This is a genomic window from Bifidobacterium tibiigranuli, assembly GCF_009371885.1.
GTDB lineage: Bacteria > Actinomycetota > Actinomycetes > Actinomycetales > Bifidobacteriaceae > Bifidobacterium > Bifidobacterium tibiigranuli.
This window is the reverse complement of the sequence record NZ_QLZA01000006.1, coordinates 1-23,674: the sequence shown is the minus strand read 5'-3', so window position 1 is coordinate 23,674 and position 23,674 is coordinate 1. Positions and strand designations below refer to the sequence as shown.

The 23,674-nt window shown below is 57.3% G+C and carries 21 protein-coding genes; 14 read left to right on the top strand and 7 right to left on the bottom strand.

Going from position 1 to position 23,674, the window contains the following annotated elements; all coding sequences use genetic code 11:
* The first annotated feature begins 24 nt into the window (after positions 1–24).
* The 12 genes from DDF78_RS06120 (at position 25) to DDF78_RS06065 (ending at position 14,568) form a co-directional block, all read left to right on the top strand.
* Positions 25–1,194 carry an amidohydrolase gene (locus DDF78_RS06120; protein WP_152580873.1) on the top strand — a complete coding sequence of 390 codons (1,170 nt, stop codon included), beginning with the start codon at positions 25–27 and terminating at the stop codon, positions 1,192–1,194.
* A 251-nt stretch (positions 1,195–1,445) separates the two neighbouring features.
* Positions 1,446–2,372: a LysR family transcriptional regulator gene (locus tag DDF78_RS06115; RefSeq protein ID WP_152580872.1), complete on the top strand. Its 927-nt coding sequence runs from the start codon at positions 1,446–1,448 to the stop codon at positions 2,370–2,372.
* Between the two features lie 144 nt (positions 2,373–2,516).
* Positions 2,517–3,716, top strand: coding sequence for a MalY/PatB family protein (locus tag DDF78_RS06110; protein ID WP_162000733.1), 1,200 nt, complete (start codon positions 2,517–2,519; stop codon positions 3,714–3,716).
* 78 nt (positions 3,717–3,794) lie between these two features.
* Positions 3,795–4,835, top strand: coding sequence for a uroporphyrinogen decarboxylase family protein (locus DDF78_RS06105; protein ID WP_152580870.1), 1,041 nt, complete (start codon positions 3,795–3,797; stop codon positions 4,833–4,835).
* A 90-nt stretch (positions 4,836–4,925) separates the two neighbouring features.
* Positions 4,926–6,080 carry an ABC transporter substrate-binding protein gene (locus DDF78_RS06100; protein ID WP_152580869.1) on the top strand — a complete coding sequence of 385 codons (1,155 nt, stop codon included), beginning with the start codon at positions 4,926–4,928 and terminating at the stop codon, positions 6,078–6,080.
* Between the two features lie 96 nt (positions 6,081–6,176).
* On the top strand, positions 6,177–7,988 hold the full coding sequence (locus DDF78_RS06095; RefSeq protein ID WP_152580868.1) for an ABC transporter permease: 1,812 nt from the start codon (positions 6,177–6,179) through the stop codon (positions 7,986–7,988).
* Positions 7,989–7,993: 5 nt separating this feature from the next.
* Positions 7,994–9,715 (top strand): ATP-binding cassette domain-containing protein, encoded by a 1,722-nt coding sequence (locus DDF78_RS06090; RefSeq protein WP_152580867.1) that lies wholly within the window; start codon positions 7,994–7,996, stop codon positions 9,713–9,715.
* A gap of 31 nt (positions 9,716–9,746) precedes the next feature.
* The gene (locus DDF78_RS06085; protein WP_152580866.1) at positions 9,747–10,457 is read left to right on the top strand and encodes an SDR family NAD(P)-dependent oxidoreductase; all 711 of its coding nucleotides are present in this window, start codon (positions 9,747–9,749) and stop codon (positions 10,455–10,457) included.
* Between the two features lie 847 nt (positions 10,458–11,304).
* On the top strand, positions 11,305–12,681 hold the full coding sequence (locus DDF78_RS06080; RefSeq protein WP_152580865.1) for an O-acetylhomoserine aminocarboxypropyltransferase/cysteine synthase family protein: 1,377 nt from the start codon (positions 11,305–11,307) through the stop codon (positions 12,679–12,681).
* A gap of 260 nt (positions 12,682–12,941) precedes the next feature.
* On the top strand, positions 12,942–13,634 hold the full coding sequence (locus DDF78_RS06075; RefSeq protein WP_152580864.1) for a universal stress protein: 693 nt from the start codon (positions 12,942–12,944) through the stop codon (positions 13,632–13,634).
* Positions 13,631–14,212, top strand: a complete 582-nt coding sequence (locus DDF78_RS06070) for a fluoride efflux transporter FluC (RefSeq protein ID WP_202613229.1) — start codon at positions 13,631–13,633, stop codon at positions 14,210–14,212. The genes DDF78_RS06075 and DDF78_RS06070 overlap by 4 nt, the downstream gene beginning before the upstream one ends.
* Positions 14,209–14,568 carry a fluoride efflux transporter FluC gene (locus tag DDF78_RS06065; protein WP_152580863.1) on the top strand — a complete coding sequence of 120 codons (360 nt, stop codon included), beginning with the start codon at positions 14,209–14,211 and terminating at the stop codon, positions 14,566–14,568. Before DDF78_RS06070 ends, DDF78_RS06065 begins: the two co-directional genes overlap by 4 nt.
* Before the next feature lie 60 nt (positions 14,569–14,628).
* Here the strand turns inward: DDF78_RS06065 and DDF78_RS06060 are convergent, their stop codons facing one another.
* Positions 14,629–14,904, bottom strand: a complete 276-nt coding sequence (locus DDF78_RS06060; RefSeq protein WP_162000731.1) for a type II toxin-antitoxin system RelB/DinJ family antitoxin — start codon at positions 14,902–14,904, stop codon at positions 14,629–14,631.
* Here DDF78_RS06060 and DDF78_RS06055 point away from each other — a divergent pair.
* On the top strand, positions 14,903–15,808 hold the full coding sequence (locus tag DDF78_RS06055; RefSeq protein ID WP_152580862.1) for an SPFH domain-containing protein: 906 nt from the start codon (positions 14,903–14,905) through the stop codon (positions 15,806–15,808). The genes DDF78_RS06060 and DDF78_RS06055 overlap by 2 nt on opposite strands.
* Before the next feature lie 113 nt (positions 15,809–15,921).
* Here the strand turns inward: DDF78_RS06055 and DDF78_RS06050 are convergent, their stop codons facing one another.
* The 3 genes from DDF78_RS06050 to DDF78_RS06040 form a co-directional block, all read right to left on the bottom strand.
* Positions 15,922–16,767: a patatin-like phospholipase family protein gene (locus tag DDF78_RS06050; protein ID WP_202613228.1), complete on the bottom strand. Its 846-nt coding sequence runs from the start codon at positions 16,765–16,767 to the stop codon at positions 15,922–15,924.
* A gap of 205 nt (positions 16,768–16,972) precedes the next feature.
* The gene (gene murI, locus DDF78_RS06045) at positions 16,973–17,749 is read right to left on the bottom strand and encodes a glutamate racemase (protein ID WP_152580861.1); all 777 of its coding nucleotides are present in this window, start codon (positions 17,747–17,749) and stop codon (positions 16,973–16,975) included.
* A gap of 248 nt (positions 17,750–17,997) precedes the next feature.
* The gene (locus DDF78_RS06040; protein ID WP_237564576.1) at positions 17,998–18,933 is read right to left on the bottom strand and encodes a virulence RhuM family protein; all 936 of its coding nucleotides are present in this window, start codon (positions 18,931–18,933) and stop codon (positions 17,998–18,000) included.
* Positions 18,934–19,184: 251 nt separating this feature from the next.
* Here DDF78_RS06040 and dapF point away from each other — a divergent pair, with 251 nt between their 5' ends.
* Positions 19,185–20,141 (top strand): diaminopimelate epimerase, encoded by a 957-nt coding sequence (gene dapF, locus DDF78_RS06035; RefSeq protein ID WP_152580860.1) that lies wholly within the window; start codon positions 19,185–19,187, stop codon positions 20,139–20,141.
* 83 nt (positions 20,142–20,224) lie between these two features.
* Here the strand turns inward: dapF and DDF78_RS06030 are convergent, their stop codons facing one another.
* The 3 genes from DDF78_RS06030 to DDF78_RS06020 all read right to left on the bottom strand — a co-directional run bounded on the left by DDF78_RS06030 (position 20,225) and on the right by DDF78_RS06020 (position 23,420).
* Positions 20,225–21,664 carry an MFS transporter gene (locus DDF78_RS06030; protein ID WP_202613227.1) on the bottom strand — a complete coding sequence of 480 codons (1,440 nt, stop codon included), beginning with the start codon at positions 21,662–21,664 and terminating at the stop codon, positions 20,225–20,227.
* A gap of 358 nt (positions 21,665–22,022) precedes the next feature.
* Positions 22,023–22,502 carry a MerR family transcriptional regulator gene (locus DDF78_RS06025; RefSeq protein ID WP_152580858.1) on the bottom strand — a complete coding sequence of 160 codons (480 nt, stop codon included), beginning with the start codon at positions 22,500–22,502 and terminating at the stop codon, positions 22,023–22,025.
* Between the two features lie 42 nt (positions 22,503–22,544).
* Entirely contained in the window at positions 22,545–23,420 is an 876-nt protein-coding gene (locus tag DDF78_RS06020; RefSeq protein WP_152580857.1) for an SDR family oxidoreductase, read from the bottom strand.
* Positions 23,421–23,674 lie beyond the last annotated feature (254 nt).

Below are 23,674 nucleotides of genomic sequence, written 5' to 3'. Positions count from 1 at the left end.
AAACAATAGGAAAGCGAGCCGCTCATGCCTCAGCGCGATCTGCAGCAGGAACTGGAAACGTACGCGAAATGGTTCCATCAGCATCCCGAACCCTCATATCGGGAGTTCGAGACCACCAAACGGATACGGCAGATATTCGATGAGCATGGCATCGAGATCTTGGATTCCGGGCTGAAAACCGGTCTGGTTGCCGTGATTCATGGTGAAGGAACGGGCGCAGGGGAGGGGCATGTCGTGGCGGTGCGCGGCGACATTGATGCCCTGCCGATCACCGAGCAGACCGGCTTGCCCTACGCTTCGCTCAATGAGGGCTATCTGCACGGATGCGGGCATGACTACAACATGACGACCGCAATTGGCGCGGCGCTCATCATCAACGAGCGGCGCAAGGATTTCGCGGGCACTATCAAGGTGATTCTGCAGCCGGCTGAGGAGGTCGCGGCCGATAAGGATACGCCCACCGGCTCCGTTGCCGTGCTCAACACTGGAGTACTCGCCGACGTGGAGGCGTTCTACGGCACGCATGACACCAACGAGGCTAAGCCGGGAACCGTCATCATTGGCTCGGGGCCGGACAGCGGCGCGGTCGACAAGTTCCATGTCACCGTGCACGGCCGAGGCACGCATGCCGCGCATCCGCAAGGCGGCCTCAACCCGATTCGCCCTGCTGTCGCCATCATCGAAGGCATTCAGTCCATCGCCGGGCAGGATGTAGACCCGGCGCATCCGCGCGTGGTCACCGTCACCCATGTCGAGGCGGGAAGCACATGGAACGTCGTTCCGGCGCAGGCGTTCCTCGAAGGCACTGCACGCACCGCGTTCCCCGAAGACAGGACAGTAATCCATGACCGGCTGCAGGCAGCCGTGGAGGGAGTCGCCGCCGCATACGGCGTCACGGCGGATTTCGAGTGGGAGTACGGCTCTCCGTCGGTGATGAACGACCCGCACTGGTCGGCGCTCGCCGCATCGACCGCGACCGACGTGGGCTTCACGGTTGCCGCTCCGCATCCGTCGCTGGGTGGCGAGGATTTCTCGTACTACTTGCAGCAGGCGCCCGGCGCTTTCATTCATATCGGCGTCGGCAACGCCGATCGCCCCATGCACGGCCCGACCTTCTTCCCCAAGCTCGATGCCTTGGCGAGCGGCTCAGATCTGCTGGCCACGGTGGCGCTGCGAACGTTGAAAGAGCTGTGATGAGGGCCCGTGGCGCGTATGAATGTCGGCATTGCCGCGAGCGCTCACACCTGTCGCAGCCATAAAGTGCTTCCGGCGCGTGGCAAGATTACTGCTCTCTGCGCTATCGAACAGTGCCTGTTCAAGGCTTTGCGTTAATGCAGGAATGTCACATAGTCGTAACACCGCTGTGCTTACCTATCCGCAAACACGCCAATATATGATAGACAATAGGTATGTCATAGATTTTGCGTGCAACCAGGAGGTTTGCCATGGTGCAGCTCAATCCGCAAATAATGGTGACATTGTGGAATATCGAACGTCTCGGATCCTTTTCCGCAGTGGCCCACGAGACCGGGTGGTCCCAACCCGCCATCAGCAAGCAGATCAGGAAATGTGAGGATGAGCTGAAGACTACGCTGGTTCGGCGCACGTCGCATGGCGTAGAGCTGACGCCGATAGGCCTGATCCTTTCCCGGCACGGTCAGCTTATCGATAATCGGCTCACGCTTGCGAGTAAGGACATCGAGGAATATACCCGCCATAGCTCCTCGCATATTCGGCTGGTGGCGCCTCCTTCGATATGTTCCTCGTTCGTAGCCAAGGTGCTGGTACGTATGAGCTGGTCATCAAATGTGCGACTGAGCATCATGCAGATGGAACCTCCTGAAGCCATGGATGCGCTGGCTCAGGGCATGGCTGATTGCGCCATCATATTTCGGTACAGCAGCATTCCCAATTTTCTTGAGATCAACGAGAATCTCAAAACAGATTCTTTCGGTCTGGACCCATTGCTGCTGCTGGTCAGCAGAGCATCGGCCATCGCCAAGCGTTATGAGTCCACGCAGGAGCCCGTCGCCCTGGTCTCGGCTAGGGACGAGCATTGGATTGCTGGATGTGAGACTTGTCAGGCGAATCTGATTTCGCTGGCCAGAACCGCGGGATTCTCGCCGGACATTACCCATTCCACGGACGACTACTGGGCAACACAGAACTTGGTGGAGACGGGCATGGGAGTGTCCATTGTGCCGCAGCTCTCCACCCGTACGTATCTGCGTGATGATCTGGCGGCATGCCCCATCAAGGACAAGAACGCCTGTCGTGAGGTCTTGTTCGTGACGCGCAACGGCGATGACCGCCCGGCGGTGGGCATGGTCAAGGACGAAGCGCGGCGCTCATCAAAGAAGTATCTTGCATAGAATTCGGCATAGGACAGTTATAACGTTTCTGTCGTGTTTCATGTTTCCTGTGTGTGACCGGTTATAACAATCAGTACGATGGCTCTAACTGTTCGGGGGAAGAAAAGCAGTCGGAGGCCGTGTTGATTCATGCACAATGGGGTCATGGAAACATCAACATTCACGATTACCGGATTCAATCCGGACAGCATCGATCATGAGACGGCTGACGATCTCGCCAAGCGCGGCAGTGACAAATGGACCCGTTATCCTGGCTGTATCGGAGCGTTCATCGCTGAGATGGATTATGGGCTGGCGCCGTGTATTCAGGAGGCGATTGAGAACGCGACCGAAGAATGCGCACTCGGGTATATTCCTGATCCTTGGAAGCGCCGAGTGGCTGAGGCCTGTGCTGATTGGCAGCAACAGCATTATGACTGGGATGTGAGTCCGGATTGCATTCGTCCGGTTCCTGATGTGCTTGAAGCCTATGAGATTTTCCTGCGAGAAATCGTCAAGTCGGGCAATGCCGTTATCGTGCCGACTCCGGCGTATATGCCGTTTCTCAGTGTGCCGCCGCTCTACGGGATAAAGGTCATCGAGATTGACATGCTTCAGGAGGGCGAGGAATGGCTCTTTGATTTCGACGCCATCGAGGACGCCTTCAAGAACGGCTGCCGCGCGTTTGTGCTGTGCAATCCGCATAATCCCATCGGCAAGGTGCTCACCCTCGACGAGGAGCTCAGGCTCTCCGCGCTGGCTTCCCAGTACGGTGTGCGCATCTTCTCCGATGAGATCCATGCGCCGTTCGTTTTCGACGGATATACCCATGTGCCGTTTGCCTCGATCAATGAGACCACAGCAATACAGGCCATCACTGCGACTTCCGCCTCGAAATCATTCAATATTCCTGGCACCAAATGCGCGCAAGTGCTGCTGACCAATCCCAAGGATCTCGTATTGTGGATGGAGCGAGCACAGTGGAGCGAGCATCAGACCGCCACCATCGGCGCAATCGCCACCACCGCGGCCTACACCAGAGCCGAGCCGTGGTTCCTCGAGGCGCTGAAATATGTCAGGAGCAATTTCGAACTGCTTGACGATCAGATGCACGGTCGGTTCAGCAAGGTCGGCTATGTTCCTCCTCAAGGCACGTATATCGCATGGCTGGATTTCACGCCTCTGGGCATCGAGCATCCAACTGAGTACTTCCTCGAACATGCCGGAGTCGCCCTGACTGACGGCGTCGAATGCGGTGAGATCGGCAAAGGCTGTGTTCGCATGAACTTTGCCATGCCGCATCCTCTGCTTGTCGAATGCCTTGATCGCATGTACAACGCGCTGCACGCAGATGCGCTGCTATAGATTCTGTAACTCGGTGTTATTTCTTTCGATATCTTCACCATTTAAGTTTTGACAGCATCACCCACTAAGGAGAACGCAATGACCAATCGTAGGACCGAATTTATGGACCTCGTCAACGGTAAGGAGACCACTGTTCCATTCCTTACCGCAGCCTGGCAGCATTTCAACTGCCATGAGAACGACCCTGAGGATTTCGCCCAGCATTCCATCGATTTTGTGGAGAAATGGGATTGGGATTGGGTGAAGATCAATCCACGCGCCACCTACTATTCCGAAGTGTGGGGGTCGACATATGACCCGAACGAATACGGTCCGAGCGATCCGATTCAAAAACAGCTCTCAGCTGCCATCACTGAACCTGCTGAAGTCAGCAAGATCGACAGGATCGCGCTCGCCGATTCGCCGGTATTCATGGAACATGTCAAAGGCGCGATGTTGATACGAAAGCACTTCGAGGACCGTGTCGTGGTAATGACGATGTTTTCACCCTTGTCCATCCTGCTGCAATGCGCCGGCATGTCCCTGTACAAGGGCGATGCGATCTATGGCTCCACTACGGACTTCGGCATCAAGGAGCTGATATTCGACCAGCCTCAAGCTGCCAAGCAGGCTTTGCAGAGTATCACCGATAGCTGCATCGAATACGTTCAGGCGCTCGTCGCTCCCTATGAGGAAGGAGGAGCTGGGCTCGACGGCATCTTTTTCGCCGTCACCGGAACAGCCAGTAACGGCTACTTCAGCAAGGAGCAATTCGACGAGTTCTCCCGCCCATACGATATGCAGGTGCTTGCCGCAGTGAAGGACAAGGTCTCAGTGTTCCATACATGCCGTATGGAATCTCATCCCGAGTGGTTTTCGGATTACCCAATAGATGCTATTCACTGGGATCAGTTCATGAGCGGGAATCCCCCCATCGACGAAGATCTCGGCATCGTCCCAATTGGCGGCGTCAACTTCACTCAGTTCGCTCCGAGCAGTGATCTTGATGAGGTCAGAACGCAGCTTGATCGGACCATGGAAGAACGCGAAGGCAAGCCATTCCTGCTAGCGCCAAGCTGCACGATTCCTACTCCTGCTTCCGACGAGGCGCTCGAACTGCTTCGTACAGCAGGGCACTGAGCCAACGGATACCCATACCCATCCATACAAACCACCAAATAGCCATAATGATTCGTTCTGCGGCATGCAGACGACAGAGAGGAAAATACCATGAAAGTTAAGAAAACAATAGCCGGCGCATTCGCAGTGCTGGCAGTGCTGGCGACTACGGCATGCGCCCAGAATTCGACATTCGGAGGAAGCTCGTCCAGCTCATCCTCCAGCAAGGTCGCCATCGCTGTAATGTATCCGGAGACCGGACAGTATGCGGAATATGGAAAGATGTTCAAGCAAGGCCTTGATCTCGGCGTCGAACAGGTGAATGGCAAGGGTGGAGTCAAGGGCAAATCCATCGAGCTCAAGTACTATGACACGCAGTCCGATCCCAAGCAGACCGCCGCAATCGCCCCGAAAATCGCATCGGATTCTTCGGTGGTAGCGGTTGTCGGCGATTACTCCTCTGGTGCATCCATGGCGGCTTCTCCCACCTTCCAGCAAGCAGGTCTGGTGCACTACGGATTCAACAACTCTGCAGCTGATTTCACGTCTACAGGCGACCATGTGTGGACACCGCAGTACAGCCAAGACGATTTTCAGGCCCAAGTGGCTGACTTAGTCGCCGAGAAAGCCAAAAAGATCTCCGCGGTCTACATCGAGAACGACTGGGGCAAGGCCGCATACGCCGCATTCAAGAAAGAGGCGTTGGCCAAAGGAATCGACATTGCATATGAATCCTCGTTCCTTGCCGATTCGACCGATTTGTCACCCATCCTGATTCCAGCCCGCGATGCCCATCCAGACGCCATCGTCCATGTGGGATATGGCCCGGACGGTGCCTTGGTGATTAACACCCTGCGAGACAAGCTCGGTTATACCGGCCCGTTCTATGGAGGGCAAATTACCAACGAATACATCACCACGTCAGGCAAGAACGGCGAAGGTACGATTCTCATGGCGCCATTCACTACCGATACCACCAATCCCAATGCGCAGAAGTTCGTCAAGGACTTCCGTGCCAAGTACAAGATTGATCCGGGCGAGTTCAACCAAACCTCATACGCCGCAATCATCGATCTTGCGTATGGCATGAACAAGACCAGTCCGACTCGTGCTGGTGTGCAGAAGGCGTTGCAGACCGTCACCGATTTCCCGTGCTATGTGGGCAACAAGACTACATTCTCTTTTGATCAGAAGACGCGGCGAATGTCCAGCACCAGTTTCCTTAAGCTGCAGCTCAAAGACGGTAAGTTCCAGGTCATGAATTAATCCGCATGACCTGTCTTCCCGCGAAGCGTGTCCCGGCTGCTCTCGGGCAGCCGGGACACGGAGCTGGACGACAGGAATGCAGAAAGGTCAGCAACAATGATAGATACATTGATAACCGGTTTCATGCATGGCAATGCGTACGCCATCGTCGCACTGGGTATGTCGTTGATTTTCGGCGTAAGCAATGTAGCCAATTTCGCCCATGCTTCGGTCTTCGGCATAGGCATGATGAGCGGATGGTGGCTCGGGTCTGTCTTGGATCTGCCGCTGATTCCGACGCTGCTGCTGGTGATGGTCATCACGGGCGTTATCGGATTGCTGCTCAATACGCTGGTGGTGTCGCCGCTGACGGGACGCCCTGCCGTCGCGGCGTTGCTGGCCACTATCGGTGTGGGCATGATTCTCGATAATATTTCGCAGATGATGTTCGATACCCCAACGCGCACATTCCCCGCTCTGCTTCCTTCGCACAACATAGAAATGCTCGGGGTGCGCTTCGGCACATCGGACATTGTCATGCTGATCCTGACGGTCATCATCATGGCGGGCATCTGGTTTTTCCTCAAGCATGGGAAGATGGGCCAGGCTATCCGGGCTACTTCGCAGGACACCGAAGCGGCCCGTCAGATGGGCATTCCCGTCAAGCGCATCCAGAATCTGTCCTTTGTTATTGCGTCCTCGTTAGCCGGCATAGCTGGAGTGTTCGTCGGCATGTTCAATTCGAATGTCAGCCCGAACACCGGCTCCTCCGTTGGTATGACGGCGTTCATAGCGGCCACTATAGGCGGTCTTGGATCCATGCCCGGAGCTGTTGCAGGCGGTTTCACTTTGGGTATCATCGAATCTGTGGGAGTGTATATCTTCGGCGACGGTGCGCATGATCTGATAACTTATGGTGCGCTGCTTATCATTCTCATCATACGACCCAACGGCCTGTTCGGAGGCAAACAGGTGATGCATGAGCCGATGGCCGGCTCCTTCTCAGGAGGCGCCAAAGCATATCGCATACCGAAGTGGCTTGCGCCGATACTGATCATTGCCGCTGCCGTGTCCCCGTTCCTCGCTTCGGACTATTTCTCCTCGGTCGGCATCCAAATTATGATCTATGCGATTGCGGCAATGGGACTGACCTTGGTCTCGGGCTCTGCAGGGCAGGTCGCCTTGGGACAGGCGGGTCCCATAGCACTTGGTGCCTACACTTCGGCGATTCTAGTGGGGCGGTTCAATGTGCCGTTCCTCATCGGCGTCGTATGTGGTGGACTTGTTGCAGCTGTTTTATCGGGCATCATAACCTTCCCGATTTGGAAGCTCTCGGGCCACTACATAGCCATCGGCACAATCGGCGTAGGTGCGGTGACCGTGGCTTTGATTCGCATTGCGGAGCCGATTACCAAAGGCTCACTCGGCATCACCGGCATCCCTTTTCCCAAGATTTTCGGATTCACTCTGTTCACGCCCCAGTTCCAGTACATCATGGTTCTGGCATTTCTGCTCATCGAGCTGGCGATTATCATGCGCATCCGAAGCTCGCATCTGGGCAAGGTCATCGAATCTATTGGCAATGATCCCGTGGCCGCCGAATCCATCGGCATCCGCACCTCCGCCTACAAGGCTCTGGCGTATGCCATAGCATCATTCTTCGCAGGGATCGCCGGGGCTCTTATGGCGCATCAATATACTTACATCGATCCCTCGATGTTCCCGTTCGCGATGTCCTCGTTGGTACTTACTATCGCGGTGCTCGGCGGTCTTAATTCGCCGATCGGCACCATTATCGGCGCCATTGTCCTTGTGGGATCGCCGGAACTGCTGCGCTTCATGTCGTCCGGTCGCATCATCGTCTATGGCGTTTTGCTGATCCTTATTATTCTGTTCCGTCCGCAGGGCCTGTTCGCCAAGAAGGAGTAAAAGACATGACTGCCGAAACTCAAATCGTCGCTGATTATGCGCAGCGACATGATGAACCGCATGATGAGCACGAGCACGGAGCGGATTCCCCAGTGGTGTTGGATATAAAAAAACTCGACAAGTCTTTTTCCGGCGTGCATGCGGTGAACAATACGTCGTTCACTATTCATCAGGGCGAAGTCGTATCCATCATTGGGCCTAATGGTTCGGGAAAATCCACAACCATCAACATGATCTCAGGCCTGTTCAATCCGGATTCCGGCGAGATTGTCTTCGAAGGCAAACATCTCGAACGCATGAAGCAGCGCGAGATCTCTGATGCAGGCGTCGCTCGTACATTCCAGAACGGCCGAGTCTTCGGCACCATGAGCGTAAATGACAATTTGGAAATGGGCCTGCATAAAAAGATGGAGTCGGGTCGACCGTTCAAGCAATTGCAGGACTACCCTTTCGCAAAGTGGCCGTCGCTGGTTGGTGAGCTTGGACTCAACCTTATGCCGGGGCCTAAGACCCGCAAGGAGATGAATGCAGTCACACGGCAGGTGAGCAATCAGGTGCAATCCTTTGGCGATCACTTGGTCGATATGGTTGATCACTTGACCTACTCGCTTTCCTACGCGAACAAACGTCGCACCGAGATCGGCCGGTCGATGATCGCTTCTCCGCATCTGCTGTGTCTGGACGAACCCACAGCGGGCATGAACCAGAACGAGACCGAGGAAGTCATGCAGCTGCTGCTCAAGCTGAAAAGCGAAGGCAACACCATGCTGCTTGTCGAGCATAAGATGGATTTCGTCATGGCTCTGTCCGACTGGATCATCGTCATGGACAACGGCGCCATTATTTCCGAAGGTGTTCCTTCGAAGGTACGTAATGATCCGAAAGTGATCAATGCCTATCTTGGCGGAGATAAGCGAGGGCAGCCCCAGACGGATGAGGGAATTGCTGCGGTGAACGAGGCAGATGCTGAGCCCATCCCTCATAGAATGCCGATCTCGGCTGATGCCCCGTACATTCTTGATATGCAGCATACCGATGTGTACTACGGTCCGGTGCAAGCGCTTTACGATGTGTCGCTCAATGTGCGCGAAGGACAGATCGTTTCCTTGCTCGGCGGCAATGCCGTGGGGAAGTCCACCACGATGCGCACCATTCTGGGACTGCTCAGCCCAAAGGATGGCAAGGTTATCTATGAAGGCAAGGATTTGCGGGGAGTCAGCACGGAGAACCGCGTCCGGAGCGGTATAGCGTCCGTGCCCGAGGCTCGGCGGATATTCCCGGAAATGACGGTGACTGAAAATCTGCTTTCCGGAGCGTATATTCGCAAGCGAGGCAAGGATATTGTGTCCGATGTGGATGACGTTTTTGTCCGTTTTCCGCGGCTCAAAGAGCGGCGTAATCAAATGGCCGGCACCCTCTCCGGCGGCGAACAGCAAATGCTTGCCTTCGGCCGTGCCTTGATGAGCAAGCCAAAGCTGATCTGCATGGATGAGCCGACCATGGGTCTGTCTCCAAAACTGGTGGATGAGGTACTGGCAGCGGTCAAATCATTGCGCGACGAACTTGGCATTTCCATTCTGCTCATCGAGCAGCAGGCGGATCTCGCACTGAGCATAGCGGATTACGGATTCGTTCTACTCAACGGGAAAATCGTGCTCGAAGGTTCAGCAAGACATCTTGCCGCTGATAGCGGCGTGCAGGAGGCCTATCTGGGCAAAGCGCAGTGAAATCTTATGAGGTTCGTATTAAGGAGAAGCCATGGATGACAGAAAACGAGTGGTGATTACCGGTGCTGGCGGTGGCGTGGGCTATGCTACTGCGCAATTGCTCAAGGATGATTGGGAGGTGATTGCTACTGCGCGCAAAGACGAAGACCTTACTCGGCTTGAGGCTTTGGGAGTAGCGGCTGTTCGACTGGATGTGCGCGACGAAGAATCGATCTTCGGATTGCAGCAGGTGGTGGGAGAAGCTCCTTTGGACGCCTTGGTGCAGGCTGCGGCCGTTTCGCACACCGCCCCTGCGACGGATTCGCCGAAGAACATGTGGACGCTGATGATGGGCACTAACGTCATCGGGCCGGCAATGGTCGTAGACTCACTCATCGAAAACCTACGCATATCCAAAGGCACGGTGGTATTCCTGAATTCCGGGGCTGGCGAACGCGGTGTGCCGCTGCACTCGGTATACGCAGCGTCCAAGCACGCGCTACGTGGATATGCCGACACGCTGCGAATGGAGGAGGCATCAAATGGAGTGCGCGTGAGCACGATATACCCGGGGCAAATCAATACTGGCATGCTGCGTACCATTAACGCCGAAATGGACGTCGATTTCACCCCAGCGGATTATATCGATCCGGCTACGGTCGCCGGTGCGATACGGTTCATCATAGAAGCCAGTGATGATGTGCATATTAGCAACGTCGATCTGCGTCCTCGCGTAGAGGTTTCTGAAAAATTCAATGTCTAAATTATCTTGGCGTTGCAATGTCATGCGCTGCTGACCGCACGAACCCGGTCCTCGTATCGAAATGTGTGAACAGCTACAGGAGCTAAGGGGCAGGTGGCGGGGTAGCGATGATTAGCCCTGCTCTGTAGCGGTATGACGCGAACGTCGCGCATACCGGTTGCCTAAGGATTGCACGGCCTCCACGATGATGACCTGTATGACCACTGTGATGAAGATGATAATAGTATCGAACTGCTGATAGCTGTAGGAGATTGTGAGATCGCCGACTCTGTCGCTGCACCCGCAGTCTTTCGTAGAATGGAATTCGTAGCTGTTACCTTGTGGTGTCTTTCTGCGTAGAGGAGGATACCCGGCTCCTCTTTATTTATGCTGTGCCTCACGCGGCCGGACTAATTGGCGATTTGCATATATGCACAGATAGTGGTCCGAGCGTTCTGCACAGTTGGCAGGATGCTCATGGAGGCGGTGCAGGCATTTCTCCGCTATGACCGGGAGTTGAGCCGGGACTAGCCCGCTAATGATAGAAGGCTAGGCTGCGCAACGCTTCTGTGGACATATAGATAGAAGTTAGAACGACTGCGAGACACGCTTTTTTTGTGGATTTATGAACCGCATATAAATTTTTGCTATAAGAATCCGCGTGGCTTAGGTGTTCGGTCGCGTTAGTTTCGTAGGGATGCGTATGTTATGAAGTCATATGGATGCAATGTGCGGGCATTATGGTGCGAACGTGCTGCATGCCCATGTAGCTGTGTAGCGTGCTGCTGTAGTGCGAGGCTTCAGATGCTGGTTGCCTAGTCGCCAGTTGCTAAGCGTCGCGAAGATTGAGGAAGTAGGAGTGGATATTATGTCGCAGAACAGGACGCCGGAGGACGGATGCCGCGAGGACGTTCGAGAGGATGCTCAGGCGGGAGCGGATGCTCCGGGCAGCGAATTCGGGTTTGCGACGCGCAGCATCCACAGCGGGTACGACCCTTCCGCCAACCACGATTCGGCCAGCGCGCCGATTTACCCGAGCGTTGCCTATGCCTTGCGCTCTGCTAAGCACGCGGACGCGCTCGCCTCCGGCGAAGTGAGCGGCTTCTCCTATTCGCGCGTCGCCAATCCCACCGTTGATGCGTTGGAGCAGCGCATCGCGCAGCTGGAAGGCGGCATCGGCGCGGTCACCGTCGGCTCCGGCATGGCCGCGGTCTCCTTCGCGCTGCTGTGCGCGGCCGAAGGCGGCGGGCGCATCATTTCGCCTACCGACTTGTATGGCGCTTCGGTGGATGCAATGGACAGTTTCTTCCCGCAGTTCGGCGTGCATACTGATTTCGTGGACGATATCAACGATTTGGCCGAAGTCGAATCGAAGATCGGGCCGGATACGCGGGCTATCTTCGCCGAAACCGTTGCCAACCCATCGACTGAAATCACTGACTTGAAGCCGCTGGCCGATTTGGCGCACCGGCATGGCATTGCGCTGATTGTCGACAACACCGTGCCGACGCCCTACCTGCTGCGCCCCATCGAATTCGGCGCCGACATCGTCGTGCATTCCACCACGAAAGGCATCTCCGGGCATGGCAATGCGCTGGGCGGCGTCATCGTGGACGCGGGCAACTTCGATTGGACTAATGGCCGCTTCCCGCATCTCACCCGCAAGGAGCTGGTGATCAGCGACGAACGCAACGGCGTATGGCATAGCTTCGCCGAAGCCTTCGGCAATGCGGCCTTCATCAGGCGCATCCGAACCAAATACGTGCGTACCTTCGGCGCGGTGCTTTCGCCCTTCAACGCCTATCTGCAGATGGTCGGCTTGGAGACCTTGCCGCAGCGTGTGCGTCAGGAAGTCGCCACGGCGAAGCTCATCGCCCAGCATCTGCGCGGCGTAGACCATATCGTTCGCGTCAACTACTCTGGCTTGGACGACGACCCGCAGCACGAACTAGTCGCGCAATACCTGCCGCAGGGCGTGGGAACCGTGCTCTCCTTCGAGGTCGAGGGCGACGAATCGCATGTGAACCGCATCGTCGACGGCGTCAAACTGTTCTCCTATGTGCCCAACATCGGCGATTCGCGCTCGCTGATCGTCAACCCGGCCCGCATTACGCACCGCGAAGTCCCGGAGCGCTACCGCCTGGCGGCCGGCGTGAACGACAACCTGCTGCGCCTCTCCATCGGCCTTGAGAATCCCGCCGATCTCATCGCCGACCTCGACCAAGCGATTGCCGGCGCGTACTGAGCATACTGGTGGGGTGTGGCTCGGGGTTTGTCGGCGTGCATCTGCCTGAATCGTATGCACCCGAATGCAATATGGGCGTAGAAGTGGTAGGCTGTCGGGCAGAACGGTGATGGGCCCCGCCTGGACGTATGTCCGAACCGCACGGTTGGTTATGAACGCAATGTTCACTAACGCCATGCTGATGGTTCCTACTCAATCTGTCGTGTAACGGCGTGACGTTGTGCCATGCCGTTAGGCATATTGCTGAAAGGAGCTTTGGCATGGCGGAAGCTATTGGTAGTTCTCGGAATTCGGCTGCTCGTAGGCCGTCTGGTGCGGCGACGCAACAGGAGCAGCCGCAAGGGGAGCGGGGGATTGGTGCTGGTGCTCTTCGTGGCGCGACATCTCAGCGCGTGGCGATTGTCGGCATCGCGCCCGACCAGCCCGATTTGGTTATGCAGACGGCATTGCGCTGGGCCAAGACCGGCCTGTTCGATAGGCTGATCGCCGTCTACGTCGATCCTACCTTGATACAGGTCGATGGGCATTGGGAACCGCTCGACCCTGACAGCTTGGACGAGGAGCAGCGCGTGCAGGCTTTTGAGCTGGGGCAGCGCATTGACCGCATGGCGCGGAACTCCGGATTCCCTGTGACCTTCAGACGTCTCGGTGGCGACCCCATGCGTCGGCTGTCGGATGAGGCGAAGCGTGCAGATGCCAAGGCGATTATCGTAGGGACGCGCGAGCACGGCCCCGTCGCCGCAGTCGAAGAGTGGCTGCGCGGCTCGATTTCGGTGCGTCTTGAACACGGCCAGAGCGTCCCGGTCGTAGTGATACCTCTGGGGAAGTATGACGATGCTGCTAGTGCTGGTGGCGCTGGCGCTGACGCTGGCGCTGATGCTGATGGTGCCGTTGCGGGAATCTTCGCGCAAACCGGCAACGACGGCAAACAGCAAGGCGAGGGGGACGAGTGAACTCGCGCACTAGAGTACTGCTGCAATCCGTCGCCGCTGTTTTCGCAGGCGGCAGCGTCGGCTCACTCATCCGCATCTCATTGAGCAAATTGCAGGCCCCGGACGCGTCGTGGCCGTGGATGACTTTACTCATCAATCTGACCGGGTCGTTCATTCTTGGCTGTCTGTTGGAATATCTGGCCACTACGGGCGAGGACGTCGGCGCAAGGCGAATCTGGCGACTCGGCTTAGGTACTGGCACCATCGGCGGATACACCACTTACAGCACGTTCATTCTGGAAACCGATACCCGCATAACCGGCCACGCTGTCGCATTGGCGTTGGTATATCTAGCCATCAGCGTGGTGGTGGGCTTGGTGTGCGCCGGTTTGGGAATCAGCGCGGGAGAATGGCTCGGACATCGTCGTGTAACGGCTGCAGCAGGGAATACAGATGATACAGGCCTTGCTGCGCCAACGAATTCCGCTGGTTCTGCTGACTTCGGAGCACAGCCAATCGTCGAAGTTGACGGGACTGCTGAGGCTGGCGAAGCTAATGCAACTGCCCGTACGGACTCGCAGAAAGGAGACCAGTCATGATGCTCGTTCTTGCTGCATTGCTTGGTGGCCTTGGCGCTGCCAGCCGTTTTCTCGTCGATACGTGGGTCAACAAGCGCAACCGCCTGACCATCCCCTTGGGCACCATCGTCGTCAACATCACCGCCTGCCTGCTCATGGGCATTCTCACTGGCTGGGTGACCTCGCATATCGGTTCCGACACCGTGCGTCTGCTGCTCGGCTCTGGATTCTTGGGCGGCTACTCGACCTTCAGCACCGCAAGCGTCGAAGGCGTGCGCCTCATCAAGGCGCATGAGCCCCTGCGCGCGCTGCAGCACACCGGTGGCATGCTCATACTCAGCTTGGCCGCGACCCTGCTGGGCTTTGTGATTGGGTGAGAAGAGGAAGCGTATATCGCGCAGAAACGCAGATGAGTAGGCCAGCCTAGGAGTTGCGGATTATTTCTCCTTCATTTCATCCATATTGTTGACATGCATTGGAGTCTCCGCAGCGGCATCCAGCACCGATTGCTCGAATGGAGTCACTGTCGTCGGACGGAATGGCAGGCCGCCTTCACTCACTGATTGCGCAAGGAAAAGGTTCACCGCTGTACCGATATCGATTCCCAACGAATCAAAAAGCTGATCAGCTATAACATGCCACTCGACTGATACGATGGAATGAAGCCGCCGGACGATGGCCGTTCTGCGACATAGCCCAAAGGGGGTCATCATGATCGGGTCCGTTGTGTTCTTCGTTGTCGTTCTGGTGCTTGTTGTCGCGTTGCTGGTATCGGCGCTGTATGTCGTGCCGCAGCAGCAGGCGTATATCATCGAGCGATTCGGCAAGCTGCACAAGGTGCAGTTCGCCGGCATCCATGTCAAGATTCCGCTGGTGGACCGCATCGTCATGAAGACGAATATGCGCGTCAACCAGCTCAATGTGAAGCTGGAGACCAAGACGCTCGACAACGTCTTCGTCACGGTCGTGGCGTCCACGCAGTTCCGCGTGAACCCCGAGAACGTGGCGACGGCCTACTACGAGCTGCGCGACCCCTCGGGCCAGCTACGCTCCTACATGGAGGATGCGCTGCGTTCCGCCATTCCGGCGTTGACGCTTGACGATGCCTTCGCCCGCAAGGACGATATCGCTGCTGACGTGCAGAAGACCGTAGGCTCCGAGATGGTGCGCTACGGCTTCACTGTGGTGAAGACGCTGATTACCGCCATCGACCCGAGCAATGCAGTGAAGGCCGCTATGGATTCGATCAACGCCGCCCAGCGCGAGAAGGAGGCCACGCGCAATCGCGCCGACGCGCAGCGCATCCAGATCGAGACGCAGGCTGCCGCCGAGGCCGAGAAGACCCGGCTGCAGGGCGAGGGCCAGGCCAATTACCGCCGCGAGATCGCCAACGGCATCGTCGACCAGATCAAGAGCCTGCAGGCCGTCGGCATGAACATCTCCGACGTGAACAACGTGGTGCTCTTCAACCAGTACCTCGACGTGCTGCGCACACTAAGCGAGTCGAACAACGCGAAAACCGTCGTGCTGCCCGCCTCCACACCGGCCGGCTACCAGAACATGTACGACCAGGTCACCAGCGCCATGCTCACGGCCAACGAGACGCAGGCGAAGTAGTAGGTTTTAGGTTATAGACCGCAGATAATGGAGCGAAAGGGCCACTGAGCTTGGGGGCAGCGCCCCTTTCGCTCTATTAAGCCTCGGTTAGCGCGGCGTCACGCCAACCACTTTCACGACGCGAGGAAATCGGCGATCTGCTCGGCCTGTGCGTAGCCGGCGCGGTACATGCGCTCCAAGCCTTCGTAGGTCTTGGTGAGGGTGGAGAGGCCGTAGAGGCTTTCGGGCGCGAGGATGAGCACGCGGCCGTCCTGTTCGCATTCCTTGGCGAAGGCTACCTCGTCGTTGTAGGTCTGGTAGCGGTTGAGCAAGTGCTCGGCCGCGGCGGGGTAAGTGCGTTTGAGGATGCGCGCGGGCGCGATGTCCTTGCGCTGCTCACGCAGCACGTCCTTGAGCCGGGTGAGGATGAGCACTACGCGCTCATTGCCGTCGTCAAGCGCCTTTTGCACCGGCACCGGGTCGGCAATACCGCCGTCGTAATATGGCACATCGTCGATGACGTACGGTTTGCAGGCAACTGGAACGGCGCTCGAGGCCTTGACCGGATCCATCTGGTCGAAGCCGATATCGGACTTGTCGAAGTACTTGGTGGAGCCATCCAAGGCATTGCAAGCCACTACGGTAAATTCGGTCGGATTGGCCTCGAATGCGGCGTAATCGACAGGGAATTCACCGTCGTGATTCGACAGATCGCCGTACACGTAATCGAGGTGCACGAAATTGCGGTCCTTGATGAAGTTCGTGGCGCTCGCGTATTCCTTGCGGAAGGCGTACTCGGTGTAGAAGCGGTGGTTGCGGCCGTGCTGCCGGGCGATGAACGAGGTCATATTCGCCGCCCCTGCCGACACCCCGTAGCAATGGTTGAAATCGATGCCCAGCTCTTGACATCGATCCATGATTCCGGCTCCAAATATGGAACGGAATCCTCCGCCGACGTCAATCAGTGCGCTTGCAGTCATAATGCGCCTCTTTCCTACTAATGCGCCCGAGCTTACCCGTCGTGTCGGGACATTGGGCAGGAATGAAGACGGACAGCCTCCTATGCGCTGAAATTCTGGCACAGGTCCGTATCGGAAAACGTACGCTGAGCTGCAGTTATCGTACGTTTTCCGATACAGGCTCCGCAATCATGTCATAAAACGTACGCTGACAGCTATATGCCCTTTATCGTTCGAGCAGACTGCGTTCCAATGCGGCGACGCGCTCGCTGGGGTCCGAGTTATGCAGCTCGGCACTGCCCGTCGCGTCCTCTGGGGCGAGCTTGCCGAGGGATTCGAGCACGACCTGCAAGTGCCGGACCGTTCCGGCATTGCCGTCGATGATTGCCGTCGTTTCGGGCAGCAGCTCGCGGAAATAGCTGCGGAAGAAGGGGAAGTGCGTGCAGCCTAGCACTACGGAATCGATGGCATCAAGGTCATACTGATCGAGATAGCCATGCAAGGTGCGCATGACGCGGTCGCGGTCTTCGAGCTGACCATGTTCGAGGATCTCGACAAGGTCGGGGCAGGGCTGCGAAAAAATGGTGTGCTGATCCGAGAATCGGGTCATAAGGCGTTTGAATTTCGGTTCGTGCAGCGTCAGGGGAGTGGCGGCGACAATGATGCGCTGTGCTGTTCCATGTCCGCGGTCGCAGGCCGGCTTGAGCGCCGGCTCCATGCCGATGATGGGAATGTCATACGCCTCGCGCAGCGCATCCACGGCAGCGGAAGTCGCAGTGTTGCAGGCGATGACGACCGCTTTGACTCCTTGCCTCACGAAACGTTCGACAATGCCGAAGGACAGCTCGCGCACCTGCTCCGGGGTTTTGCGGCCATAGGGGGCGTTGGCTGAGTCGCCGAAATACAGCACGCGCTCATTCGGCAGGTCGTGCCGCAGCTGCCGCACGACGGAGAGACCGCCGAGCCCCGAATCGAACACGCCGATTGCTGCACGCGAAACCATGGACCGAACCTCCTGAAGACTTGCCGCCAACCTGCCTAGACATACGGGCAATACCATACTCGCATGCTTGGCGGCGTGCGCACTACGCGCCAGACGATTTCCATAGTGCGCACGAATCGAACATGCGCACATCGCATGATTCGTGCCGAAGCCGCGCCATTGCAGCGATTCGCCAATTGAGCACCTGCCTCGCCGTGTTCGATTCGTGTGCACTACGCACAATGCCGCGCGCGTAGTGCGCAGTGCGACTAACGCCTCCCGCTCATGCCCATTGATGAATCGACACCATGGGTGATGCCTCTGACCTGCCGATCAAAGTCGGAGAGCTGCGTCCGTTCGAACTTCGCGAATTCAGCCCGGGCCTTCTTATCAGCCTGCGCCTTGCTCGCATGCCCGCGATTATTGAGAACTGCCCCTCCGGTAAAGGTGTACTGATTGCACAATGCCACGCAGTCGGCCATAGTCGTGATTTGGTGATTCCTGACACGCAACTCAGCCGCGTCGAGAAATCCCGAAACCAACTGGTTGAGGTGGTCAATTTCCCCTCGGCTCAGATAGTTCTTCGCTACGGTTACATTAGATGAGTGGATTCGGCCCTCGGGAGAGCCTTTCCAACTGGTCAATCCCATATGCGGTTTTTCGGCGTCGGCTCGTTGGCTGATGATCTCGGCCGCAGTGCGTCCGCTTGACGCATAATGGAACCTGTTCTGGATGTTGGCGAAGAAATCCCTAGCGGTCTGGCTGTTCTTGTCGTAATCGACGCTGACATCCTGGAAAAGGTCGGTGATTTTCTGGTAGAAACGGCGCTCAGAAGCGCGGATATCCCGTATCCGGCCGAGCAATTCATCGAAATAGTCCTGACCGAACGCACGACCGTTCTTGAGCATGTCATCATTGAGCACGAAGCCTTTGATGATGTACTCTTTGAGCGTACTGGTGGCCCACTGACGGAACAGTGTGGCCTGCTTGCTGCTGACCCGGTATCCCACGACTATGATCGCATCGAGATTGTAGAACGCGATTTCGCGGCGAACCGTTCTGCTGCCTTCGTTGCGAACTTGTTCAAAAGATGTACAAGTTGCCTCCGGCGTAAGCTCATCTTCGTCATAGATATTCTGAAGATGACGCGTTATTGTCTGTGGAGTTACGGAAAAAGGTCGGCAATTCCTCTTTGCGAAAGCCAAAACGTCTCATCTGCATACGTGACCTGTACTGGCACGTTTCTGCCCTTGGCTTGGTACAGCACGACTTCGGACGTCGGCTGCTGTTCGATGTCGTCACTCAATGGAACGCCCTTTCTTTCGATTCTTCCCACCCAAAGCAGTCATTCCCATTTAATCAGATTAATCAGACGCTATCGCCCCTGCTCATGTGCTGCTGCCGGAGAGCCGGGCAGGGGAGGGCGGAGTGCGGGCCAGCGAGTAGGCTATGGCGTATGACACTTCCCACGCAGGTCACCAAGGGCCACGCCACCGGCAACGATTTCGTCATGTACTGGGACCCGGACGGTGCATACGAGCCGAGCGAGAAGGAAACGCGCTGGCTGTGCGACCGTCATTTCGGCATCGGCGGCGACGGCCTGCTGCGGCTCGCACGCACCGAAGACATGCGCGGACTGGACAGCGCTCTGGTTGAAGCCTGCAAGGCAGCCGGAGCCGAATGGTTTATGGACTATCGCAACGCTGACGGCAGCATTGCTGAGATGTGCGGCAACGGCACCCGGGCAATCACTCTATTCGCGCAGAAACTCGGCCTTGCCGCCGCAGGAAGCCCATTCGCGCTTGCGACCCGCGCCGGAGTGAAAACGCTGACGTCGCTGGGCGATGTGCCTGAGCTGGGGCAGGACGTGTTCCAAGTGGAGATGGGCGCCTTTTCACGCGGGGCCATTGGAGAATACCGCGTGACGATTCCGGGAACGCCAGGTCAGGCCAACGGCACCTTCGTGGACATGGGCAATCCGCATATTGTCGCGGTTCTCGGCGTCACGGCTAGCGCTGGCGAGGAGCTTGAGGGGCCGGAATTCGCCGCCTTGAACAGCGAACTGGCTGCCGCAAGCCTGCCGGATGTGGAGATGCTCGATCTGGTGACTAAGCCGATGGTCAATCCGGCGATCGAAAGCGACCAGAACGTTGAGTTTCTTGCGATTCGCGCGTTGGACTCGCAGCAGGATCAAGGTTCGGCATTCATGCGCGTCAACGAGCGCGGTGTGGGCGAGACCTTGTCCTGCGGCACCGGTCTGTGCGCCTCGGGCGTGATTCTGCAGGCCCTCACCGGCATTCACCAGTGGACGATAGCCGTGCGCGGCGGCCGTTTGCGCGTCATCGTGCGTGATGACAACACCGTCACGCTTACTGGGCCGGCCACCATCGTCGGCGAGATTCAGCTCGCGTAGCAGCTTCCGCCGTCCCCGTGTCGCATGGCATTTTCGGGTCTATGGCGTCCTCGCGATCCCCGCAACTCATGCGCAGCCGACACTCACACCTTGACAGGCGTGAGGCGAATCGGCGGCTTGTGGCGTAATGCGACCGAGACGAGTGTTGCGAGCAGCGCCACAAATGCCAAGGCGATAAGCAGCATGAAGCCGTGGCTGGTGCCTTCGACTGCCGTGTGCTTGGGGTCGCCAGGCAGCGCGATCTGGCTGATGGCCAGCGAGCAGGCCAGGACACTGGTGCCCAGGGATCCGGCGTACTGCTGGAAGGTGTTGAACATCGAGTTGAAATCGGTCTGCTGCTCAGCGGTGACATATTTGCTCCCATCGCTCATCGTGTTGCTGTAACCGAGGTTGAATCCCAGCTTCAGGAATAGATAGAGTCCGGTGATCAGTGGCAGGGTCAGGTTGCCGGTGAGCCACCAGAAAGCGCCGACGCCTATCAGCATCGAAATGTTCGAGACGAGCAGCGGCAGCACGGCTCCATGCCGGTCGTACAATGATCCGGCGAACGGCGTGATGAGCGCCCCCAGCAGCGAGCCGGGAAGCAGCAGCAGACCGGCGTGCATGGAGTTCGCGTCCAAAAAGAGCTCGGCGAATACGGGGATGAGGAATGAGCTGCCGATATTGATGAATTGCAGGATGAAGAAATTGATGGCACGCAGGCCCACGGTCGGCGTTTTGAGCAGCCTGCCGTTCAGCAGCGGTGCGTGGCTGGATATGCTGTGCCATATCAGCAGAGCGAATGCGACCACGGTTGCCGCGATGGCGATGAGCACCGGGGCGTTGAAGGTGCCGCTGGCGCCGAGCCGGTCGAATATCTGGGTCAAAGAGACCAAGGCAAACGTCAGCAATATGAGCCCGAGCGCATCGAAATGCTGCGCCGCTTTGCTGCGCGGCGAAAGACGCAGATAGAGTTCGCCCAGAACGTAGGACAGCAGCAGCAAGGGCACGGTCAGCACGAAGATGATATGCCATGACCAGTAATAGTTGATCAGTCCGCCATATGTTGGCCCTAGGGTGGGAGCGAGGGAGATTACCATGCCTGCGATGCCCATGTAGGTTCCGCGTCGGCGCTGGGGAATAAGCGAAAGAATCACATGCATCATCAGCGGTGTCGAGACTCCGGTGGCCGCGGCTTGCAGCAGTCGGCCTACGAGCAGCACCCAGTAGTCCGCCGGAATGCTGCACAGCACGGTTCCCGCCAGGCTGGTGGCGATCGCGAGCCGGAACAGCAGCCGGGCGTCGAAGCGCTTGAGTAGGAATGACGAGGTGCTCATCACCAGTGTCACCATGAGCAGATAGCCGGAGGTCAGCAGCTGAATCGTCGACAGGGGCAGCCCGAACTCCTTGGTCATGGTCGGGAAGGTGACATTGAGCGAGGTCTCGGTCAGCACGCCGACGAACGAGAGCAGTGCCGTCGCCCCGATAGAGAGTTTGGTTCTGGCGGAGACGCGGGTTTCCTCGTGTACAGTGTCGTCCTTCACAGTGTCTGCCTTCAATATGGCTACCTCGTTTGCGAAATATCGGTATCGGCAGATGTCGATCTCATGGAATGCGTTGCGATGCATACGCGCTGTCGAATATACAATGCATATCGCGACAATATGTATCGCCGACACCCGATAGCCGGTGTGGCTTGTCTGATAAGAAGGCGTTGGGAACCTGCGCCGGAGCGGGAAAAGGGGAAGTTATACGCCTAGTGTGGCTATTTATGATTTTACGCCAGTTTGATTTGCGATTTTACGCGAGTTCCAGCTATGGTTTTACGCCAAAATGCTTCCGCTTAGGTTGAACAACAGTCGGTGGCGCTCAAGTGTTGTGACGCGCTTATCGTTACTTTGTCTAGTCCGAGGTCATTTCCGGCGTATAGGTCTTAATCTTGTAGTTTGTCGTTTCGAGCGCCAATGAGAGCTCCCGCATCTGGCGTTCGATTCGTTCGCGTTGGGCAATCATCAGCGCTCGGCGTTGTGGCATCGTCGTGTCACCCTGCTCGACGAGGCCAATGTAACGCTGCAAATCCGCCATTGTCATGCCGGACAGCCGCATCCGTGCGATGAACACGATCCTGCGCAGATCGAACGCCGAATACTCGCGATATCCAGCCATGTTGTGGCGAGGGTGCACAAGTCCCTTCGACTCGTAGTAGCGCAGCGTGTATGCAGAGAGGCCGGTCAGCGCGGCCGCATCTGAAATGCGGACAGGCGCACTGATCGCTTCGATCGTAGAATCGTCAAGCAGCTCGTGGAGCACCTCGATAGTATCCGTTGCAGGAGTTGCATCGGCGGCGTCGAGCAGTCTAGTGATGAGTTCGTGAGTCGGCATATCAATGAGTGTACAAGCAGGAGATTGACCGCCAAATCGCCGTCAGAACCCGCGTCCGGCGTGCGACGCGTCGGGAAAATCAGCCGAGGCGGAAAGCTCGGCGATTGCCCGCGTGTTCGTCAGCTGCGTTTCGTAGAGCGTTGCGAGGCTGTGCGCCGCTTCCGTGCCGAGTGGCAGCCGCAAAGGCATATTATCGGCAGTAAGGACGCGGCGAATGATTTCGGCGGCGCGGGCGGGATCGCCTTCCTGCTGCCCGTCGGATGTTGTCATATCGGCGCGTACGTTGCCCACGACAGCGTCATACGTTGCGTTTTCCTCGGCGAGCTGCAGCACGTCCGAGCGGTTGAACCCTGTCCGGAATCGGCTTGGCTCGACGATAAGGACTCTGATTCCGAACGGCGCCACCTCGCCAGCGAGCGCCTCGGACCAGCCTTCGAGTGCGAACTTTCCGGCAGAGTAGCTGCCGACGGCCGGGAATGAGCGCCGCCCGCCCTGGCTGCTCATCTGAACGATTGCCCCGTGGTTGTTCGCTCGCATGGTCGGCAATGCCGCGCGCACCATCGCTGCGGGGCCAAGAATATGCTGCGCGAGCATGCCCAGCAGCTGCGCATCGGTGACCTCTTCCGCTGTGCCGACCTGGCCGACGCCCGCATTGTTAACAAGCACATCGAGTCCGCCGAATTGCCTAATCGTTTGGTCAACCACGGATGCGGCCATGTCTCGATCGCGGATGTCATGTTCGATCGGGAGGAATTGATCACCATATTCGTTGACGAGATCGGCGAAACGTTCGAGATGCCGCGCTGTTCCCGCGACCTTCTCGCCGCGACGCAGTGCCGCTACGGTGAGTGCGCGTCCAAATCCGGATGAAGCGCCAGTGATGAGCCAGATTGTTGAGTTTGGTGCGTGTTCGTTCATGCTGCCGAGCGTAAAGCTTCGAGTGCGCTCGAAGGCAAGGTACGGCGTGTCGTACATCATGGTGTTGCTGGTCAGTGCTTGGGAATTCTTTAGAATTGCATCCCGATATGCATTTGGTGTACATGCTCGGGTTATAGGAACAAACGTGTTGGTTGTGTTTGGGGTTTGGCTTTGCGTCTGTAGGCGTGTCGGGGTGCTGTTTTTTCGCGGGGAGAATAGGGGGCCTGCCGGGTACTGCTGAGTTGGGTGAGAAC

What these genes read in the sequence shown, in the direction of transcription:
- DDF78_RS06120 (WP_152580873.1), top strand. Translation starts at nt 25, where the DNA reads ATGCCTCAGCGCGATCTGCAGCAGGAACTGGAAACGTACGCGAAATGG.
- DDF78_RS06115 (WP_152580872.1), top strand. Translation starts at nt 1,446, where the DNA reads ATGGTGCAGCTCAATCCGCAAATAATGGTGACATTGTGGAATATCGAA.
- DDF78_RS06110 (WP_162000733.1), top strand. Translation starts at nt 2,517, where the DNA reads ATGGAAACATCAACATTCACGATTACCGGATTCAATCCGGACAGCATC.
- DDF78_RS06105 (WP_152580870.1), top strand. Translation starts at nt 3,795, where the DNA reads ATGACCAATCGTAGGACCGAATTTATGGACCTCGTCAACGGTAAGGAG.
- DDF78_RS06100 (WP_152580869.1), top strand. Translation starts at nt 4,926, where the DNA reads ATGAAAGTTAAGAAAACAATAGCCGGCGCATTCGCAGTGCTGGCAGTG.
- DDF78_RS06095 (WP_152580868.1), top strand. Translation starts at nt 6,177, where the DNA reads ATGATAGATACATTGATAACCGGTTTCATGCATGGCAATGCGTACGCC.
- DDF78_RS06090 (WP_152580867.1), top strand. Translation starts at nt 7,994, where the DNA reads ATGACTGCCGAAACTCAAATCGTCGCTGATTATGCGCAGCGACATGAT.
- DDF78_RS06085 (WP_152580866.1), top strand. Translation starts at nt 9,747, where the DNA reads ATGGATGACAGAAAACGAGTGGTGATTACCGGTGCTGGCGGTGGCGTG.
- DDF78_RS06080 (WP_152580865.1), top strand. Translation starts at nt 11,305, where the DNA reads ATGTCGCAGAACAGGACGCCGGAGGACGGATGCCGCGAGGACGTTCGA.
- DDF78_RS06075 (WP_152580864.1), top strand. Translation starts at nt 12,942, where the DNA reads ATGGCGGAAGCTATTGGTAGTTCTCGGAATTCGGCTGCTCGTAGGCCG.
- DDF78_RS06065 (WP_152580863.1), top strand. Translation starts at nt 14,209, where the DNA reads ATGATGCTCGTTCTTGCTGCATTGCTTGGTGGCCTTGGCGCTGCCAGC.
- DDF78_RS06055 (WP_152580862.1), top strand. Translation starts at nt 14,903, where the DNA reads ATGATCGGGTCCGTTGTGTTCTTCGTTGTCGTTCTGGTGCTTGTTGTC.
- DDF78_RS06060 (WP_162000731.1), bottom strand. Translation starts at nt 14,904, where the DNA reads ATGATGACCCCCTTTGGGCTATGTCGCAGAACGGCCATCGTCCGGCGG.
- DDF78_RS06050 (WP_202613228.1), bottom strand. Translation starts at nt 16,767, where the DNA reads ATGACTGCAAGCGCACTGATTGACGTCGGCGGAGGATTCCGTTCCATA.
- murI (WP_152580861.1), bottom strand. Translation starts at nt 17,749, where the DNA reads ATGGTTTCGCGTGCAGCAATCGGCGTGTTCGATTCGGGGCTCGGCGGT.
- dapF (WP_152580860.1), top strand. Translation starts at nt 19,185, where the DNA reads ATGACACTTCCCACGCAGGTCACCAAGGGCCACGCCACCGGCAACGAT.
- DDF78_RS06025 (WP_152580858.1), bottom strand. Translation starts at nt 22,502, where the DNA reads ATGCCGACTCACGAACTCATCACTAGACTGCTCGACGCCGCCGATGCA.
- DDF78_RS06020 (WP_152580857.1), bottom strand. Translation starts at nt 23,420, where the DNA reads ATGAACGAACACGCACCAAACTCAACAATCTGGCTCATCACTGGCGCT.